This window comes from Mycobacterium sp. E1386 (assembly GCF_001672745.1).
Classification (GTDB): Bacteria; Actinomycetota; Actinomycetes; order Mycobacteriales; family Mycobacteriaceae; genus Mycobacterium.
This window is the reverse complement of sequence record NZ_LZKH01000156.1, coordinates 1-4,982: the sequence shown is the minus strand read 5'-3', so window position 1 is coordinate 4,982 and position 4,982 is coordinate 1. Positions and strand designations below refer to the sequence as shown.

At 68.6% G+C, this 4,982-nt stretch carries 6 protein-coding genes; 4 read left to right on the top strand and 2 right to left on the bottom strand.

Going from position 1 to position 4,982, the window contains the following annotated elements; translation table 11 throughout:
• Positions 1-350: DUF3040 domain-containing protein (locus A5709_RS16120; protein WP_068120763.1), on the bottom strand; the 350-nt coding region annotated here is incomplete at its 3' end.
• 328 nt (positions 351-678) lie between these two features.
• Between A5709_RS16120 and A5709_RS16115 the strand changes: the two genes are divergently transcribed.
• The gene (locus A5709_RS16115; RefSeq protein ID WP_068120760.1) at positions 679-1,287 is read left to right on the top strand and encodes an N-acetyltransferase; all 609 of its coding nucleotides are present in this window, start codon (positions 679-681) and stop codon (positions 1,285-1,287) included.
• A 140-nt stretch (positions 1,288-1,427) separates the two neighbouring features.
• Positions 1,428-2,075 (top strand): DUF3153 domain-containing protein, encoded by a 648-nt coding sequence (locus tag A5709_RS16110; protein ID WP_068009580.1) that lies wholly within the window; start codon positions 1,428-1,430, stop codon positions 2,073-2,075.
• Here A5709_RS16110 and A5709_RS16105 read toward each other — a convergent pair.
• A complete protein-coding gene (locus A5709_RS16105) occupies positions 2,072-2,968 on the bottom strand; it encodes a mycobacterial-type methylenetetrahydrofolate reductase (RefSeq protein WP_067945805.1) in 897 nt (298 codons plus the stop codon). The two genes, A5709_RS16110 and A5709_RS16105, sit on opposite strands and share 4 nt — an antisense overlap.
• Positions 2,969-3,249: 281 nt before the next feature.
• Between A5709_RS16105 and idsA2 the strand changes: the two genes are divergently transcribed.
• The gene (idsA2, locus tag A5709_RS16100) at positions 3,250-4,299 is read left to right on the top strand and encodes a bifunctional (2E,6E)-farnesyl/geranyl diphosphate synthase (RefSeq protein WP_068120758.1); all 1,050 of its coding nucleotides are present in this window, start codon (positions 3,250-3,252) and stop codon (positions 4,297-4,299) included.
• A gap of 4 nt (positions 4,300-4,303) precedes the next feature.
• A partial coding sequence (mptB, locus tag A5709_RS16095; RefSeq protein ID WP_197520169.1) for a polyprenol phosphomannose-dependent alpha 1,6 mannosyltransferase MptB occupies positions 4,304-4,982 on the top strand: 679 nt, incomplete at its 3' end.

Here is a 4,982-nt window from a genome sequence, read left to right as displayed (position 1 = left end):
CCACCGCCCTTGTTACGGCGCTGACGGAGCGACCCGGTCGCCGATCCGGGGTGGTCGGGCCGGCCGGACAACCGCGGACCGGTGATGGCGAAGACCACGCCGCCGAACATCACGATGAATCCGAAGACACTGAGAATCGGGAAGTTTCCGATCATGGTGGCCTTGAAGGCCACGCCGGAAACCAGCATCGCCAGGCCGATGACGAACAACGCCGCGCCCTGCAGGCGGCGGCGCGCGGTGGGTGCACGGAACCCTCCGCCGCGGACGCTCGACGCGAATTTGGGATCTTCGGCGTAGAGAGCGCTCTCGATCTGATCGAGCATCCGCTGCTCATGATCGGAGAGTGGCATTCGTCCCTCCTTGCCGACAGTTTGACGCGTAACTATCGATAGCACGCGGATGCCCGTTGCGAGGGCAACTAATTGAATGATACGAGGTCAATCTGCGCCTTACCACTGGTTCGGTGGCGATTCTATCCTGGCCGGGGCTTGGCACCGATAGGAATCGGAACGGCCGTGCGCTACAACCGGCTTCCCCACCCGGTGTCCCTCGTGGGTTCGTTGCCGCGACCGCTCGCCAGACGACCTCGCCCGGGTCCGATAATGGCGATGACGGCGCGGGCCGCGCGGACACGCGAGACCGAAGCGCCGGAGCACAGGACGAGGAGGACACCGCAACTTGGCGATATTCCTCATCGATCTGCCACCCACCGATATGGAGCGCCGTCTCGGTGACGCCCTGAAGGTGTACGTCGACGCGATGCGCTACCCGCGGGGCACCGAAAACCAGCGCGCCGCGATGTGGCTCGAGCACATCCGCCGGCCAGGGTGGCAAGGGGTGGGCGTCGTGGATGCCGAGCTGGGCGGCGACGCGGACGCCCCGATACCGCCGGCTGCCGAACTGAGCAAGGCGCCGTTGCTCGGCGTGGCCTACGGCTATCCCGGGGCCCCCGGGCAGTGGTGGCAGCAGCAGGTCGTCGTCGGCCTGCAACGCGGCGGCCTGCCGCCTCAGCAGATCGCCGGCCTGATGAACAGCTATTTCGAGTTGACCGAGCTGCACATCCATCCCCGCGCGCAGGGCCGCGGCCTCGGCGAGGCGCTGGCCCGGCGGCTCCTGGCCGGCCGGGCCGAAGAGAATGTCCTGCTGTCCACGCCGGAGACCAACGGTGAGCCCAATCGGGCCTGGCGGTTGTACCGGCGGCTGGGCTTCACCGACCTCATCCGCGGCTACCACTTCGCAGGCGACCCACGAGCATTCGCGATCCTGGGCCGCAAGCTGCCGCTGTGAGCGCAGGCTCGAGGGCGCTCCCGGGCGAACGCGTCAAAGGGGCGCACCCGATCTGGCACGATGACCTGGTGCGCGCCAGCCATGCCCCGCCCCGAACCCGTGGATTCACCGCTCGGCGGCGCCGGTTAGTCGCCATCGCGATGCTGCTCATGCTGGTGCCGCTGGCCACCGGGTGCCTGCGGGTCAGGGCGTCGCTCACGATCTCACCCGATGACCTGGTGTCCGGCGAGATCGTCGCCGCCGCGAAACCCAAGACGCCCAAGGACACCGGGCCCCAACTCGACAGCAACAACCTGCCGTTCAGCCAGAAGGTGGCGGTGTCGAACTACGACAGCGACGGTTATGTGGGATCGCAGGCGGTGTTCTCAGACCTGACCTTCGCCGAGCTGCCGCAGCTGGCCAACATGAACTCCGACGCGCAGGGCGTGAACCTCACACTGCGCCGGAACGGCAACCTGGTGATCCTCGAGGGCCGCGCGGACCTGACCTCCGTGACCGATCCCGAAGCCGAGGTCGAGCTGACCGTCGCCTTCCCCGGCGTGGTGACCTCCACCAACGGCGACCGGGTCGAGTCCACGGTGGTCTCCTGGAAGCTCAAACCGGGCGTCGTGAGCACCATGACCGCCCAGGCCCGCTACACCGACCCGAACACGCGGTCCCTGACCGGGGCGGGCGTGTGGCTGGGCATCGCGTCGTTCGCCGCGGCCGGCGTCGTCGCCCTGCTGGCCTGGATGAACCGCGACCGTTCGCCGCGGTTCACCGCACCCCGCGACCAGCCGCCGAGCTAGACCCCCGGGCCCGGTGACCAGTACGCCAGCATCTCCGCGAACGTCTGGAAGGCGGGCCCCGACACCCCGTAGGTCGCCTCGAGGTGGATGCTCAGCGGGAAACCCAGCTCGGCCACCCCGTCGATCACGCGCTGGTACAGGTCGACCATGAGCCGGCGCTTCTGGGGCGGTTCGCTGGCGGCCAACCGCTTGACGAACTCCTGCTCCTCGGCGACCACCTGGTTGCCCGGGTCCTGAATCAGCCAGTTGATCAGGCCGACCCGGCTCTCCATCTTCGGGACGAAACCGAACGACAGCAGGATCTCCGGCCGGTGATCGGTGTTCTTGGCGAATTCGCGCAGGAACCCCACGATCGCGTCGGAGTACAGCAGCTGGGTCATGCCGTAGGTCGCGCCCTGGTCGCACTTGAAGTTGAACCGCCCGTGCTCACCCTCGCGGGTGGGAATCAGGATCACGCCGCGGTTGGGCACCAGCTCGCGATAGATCGACAGGGCGTCGGTGGGCGCGACACCGGAGCCCTCCCCGTCGTTCATGGTGCGCGGGACCCCGACGAAAACCACGCCCTCCATCCCGGCCGCGCGCAGATCGGTCAACCGCCGCCGCAGCGTAGGCTCGTCGGAGAAGGCGGTGACCTGCGTGCACAGGCCGTGGATCCCCGGCAGCTCGGGCTTGACGATCGACCAGAAATCCAGCACGTCCAGCTTGGGTTTCATCGTGATGGGACGGTCGTCGTCCTCGGCGATGATGCCCGGGATCATCACGTGCCGGAGCCGGTCGTCCAAACCCGATTCGGCCGAGTACTGCACCACCTTTCGCGCGTCTTCGAGCGCCCGCTCCCGGCCTTCATCGGCGTTGGGCGGCACCAACTCGAGCGCAATGGTGTTGAGGGTCACGCGGCTTCTCTCCATCCGACGAATGCTTGGGGCATCACCCGGCCGCACACCAGCGGGCGGCCCCGACACCCCAGCCAGCATAGGCGTGGGGGTACCACCCGCTTTCGGGGGAATAGTGAGCCAGTCGAAGCAACCGCGGTCCCCCACCCGCGCGAGGTTGCAAGGATCCCCGGCGCCGCGCCGAATACACTGATCGGGCCTGCCGCACACGCAGACACGTCGACGGAGAAAGGGGCGCCGCGCTGAGCCTGAAAGCTTCAGAAGCAGCGGCAACCGTCGAGTTGACCCGCGCCATCACCGATCGACTGCGGCAGTACTTGCACGACCGGCGCGCCGACACCGCCTACATCGGCGGCGAGTACGAAGACCTCGTCGCCGCCCTCGAAGATTTCGTGCTCAACGGGGGCAAGCGGCTGCGGCCCGCCTTCGCCTACTGGGGCTGGCGCGCCGTGGCGACCGGAGAACCCGATTCCGAAGCGCTGCTGCTGTTTTCCGCGCTGGAGCTGCTGCACGCCTGCGCGCTGGTCCATGACGATGTGATCGACGACTCCTCCACCCGGCGCGGCCGGCCGACCGCTCATGTCCGGTTCGCGGAGCTGCACCGCAATCGGCAGTGGCGCGGCTCCCCGGAGCGGTTCGGCATGTCGGCCGCCATCCTGCTCGGCGACCTCGCGCTGTCCTGGGCCGACGACATCGTTTTCCGCGTGGGCCTGTCACCGGAGGCCGCGCGGCGCGTCCAGCGGGTGTGGGCCGAGATCCGCACCGAGGTGCTGGGCGGTCAATACCTGGACATCGTCGCCGAGGCCAGCGCCGCCGAATCGATCGCGTCCGCGATGAACGTCGACACTTACAAGACGGCCTGCTATACCGTTACGCGACCGCTGCAGCTGGGGGCGGCCGCCGCGGCCGACCGGCCCGACGTGCAGGACGTCTTCGGCCGATTCGGGACGGACCTCGGGGTGGCGTTCCAACTCCGTGATGACGTGCTGGGCGTGTTCGGGGACCCGGCGGTGACCGGCAAGCCGTCGGGCGACGACTTGCGTTCGGGTAAGCGCACCGTGCTGCTGGCCGAGGCGCTGGAGTTGGCGGACAGGTCGGATCCGTTGGCGGCCAACCTTTTACGTGACTCGATCGGCGCGCAGCTGACCGACGCCGAAGTGGACCGGCTGCGTGAGGTCATCGATTCGGTGGGCGCGCTGGCCGCGGCCGAGCGACGCATCGCCGAGCTGACGCAACGGGCGCTGGCCGCACTGGCGGCCGCGCCCATCGACGCGGCGGCCAAGGCCGGGTTGTCCGAGCTGGCCAGGATGGCCACCGACCGGTCCGCCTGAGCCGATGACGACGCCGACGCACACCCCGCCGTCCGACACGCCGGCAACGGAACCGCCTGGCGGTGGCTGGTTTTCGCGGTTGCGCGCATTCACCGGCGCCCCGGAGTCGCGGCCGGCGAAGCTGGGGATGCTCGGTTCGATCCTGATCACCGTGGGCGGCCTGGGCGCGGGCAGCACCCGGCAACACGACCCGCTGCTGGAGTCGATCCATATGTCCTGGCTGCGTTTCGGCCACGGCCTGGTGTTGTCGTCGGTGGTGTTGTGGACCGGCGTGGGTCTCATGCTGATCGCATGGCTGGGGCTGGGCCGCCGCGCGCTGGCCGGCGAAATGTCCGAGTTCGCGATGAAGGTCACCACCGCCTTCTGGCTGGCGCCGCTGCTGCTGTCGGTGCCCGTCTTCAGCCGGGACACCTATTCGTATCTGGCCCAGGGCGCCCTGCTGCGCGACGGCCTGGATCCCTACGCCGTCGGGCCGGTCGCCAACCCGAACAACCTGCTGGACAACGTAAGTCCGATCTGGACGATCACCACCGCCCCCTACGGCCCGGCGTTCATTCTGGTGGCCAAGCTCGTCACGATGCTCGTCGGCAACAACGTGGTGACCGGAACGGCGCTGCTGCGGCTGTGCATGCTGCCGGGGCTGGCCCTGCTGATTTGGGCCACCCCGCGATTGGCCCGCCACC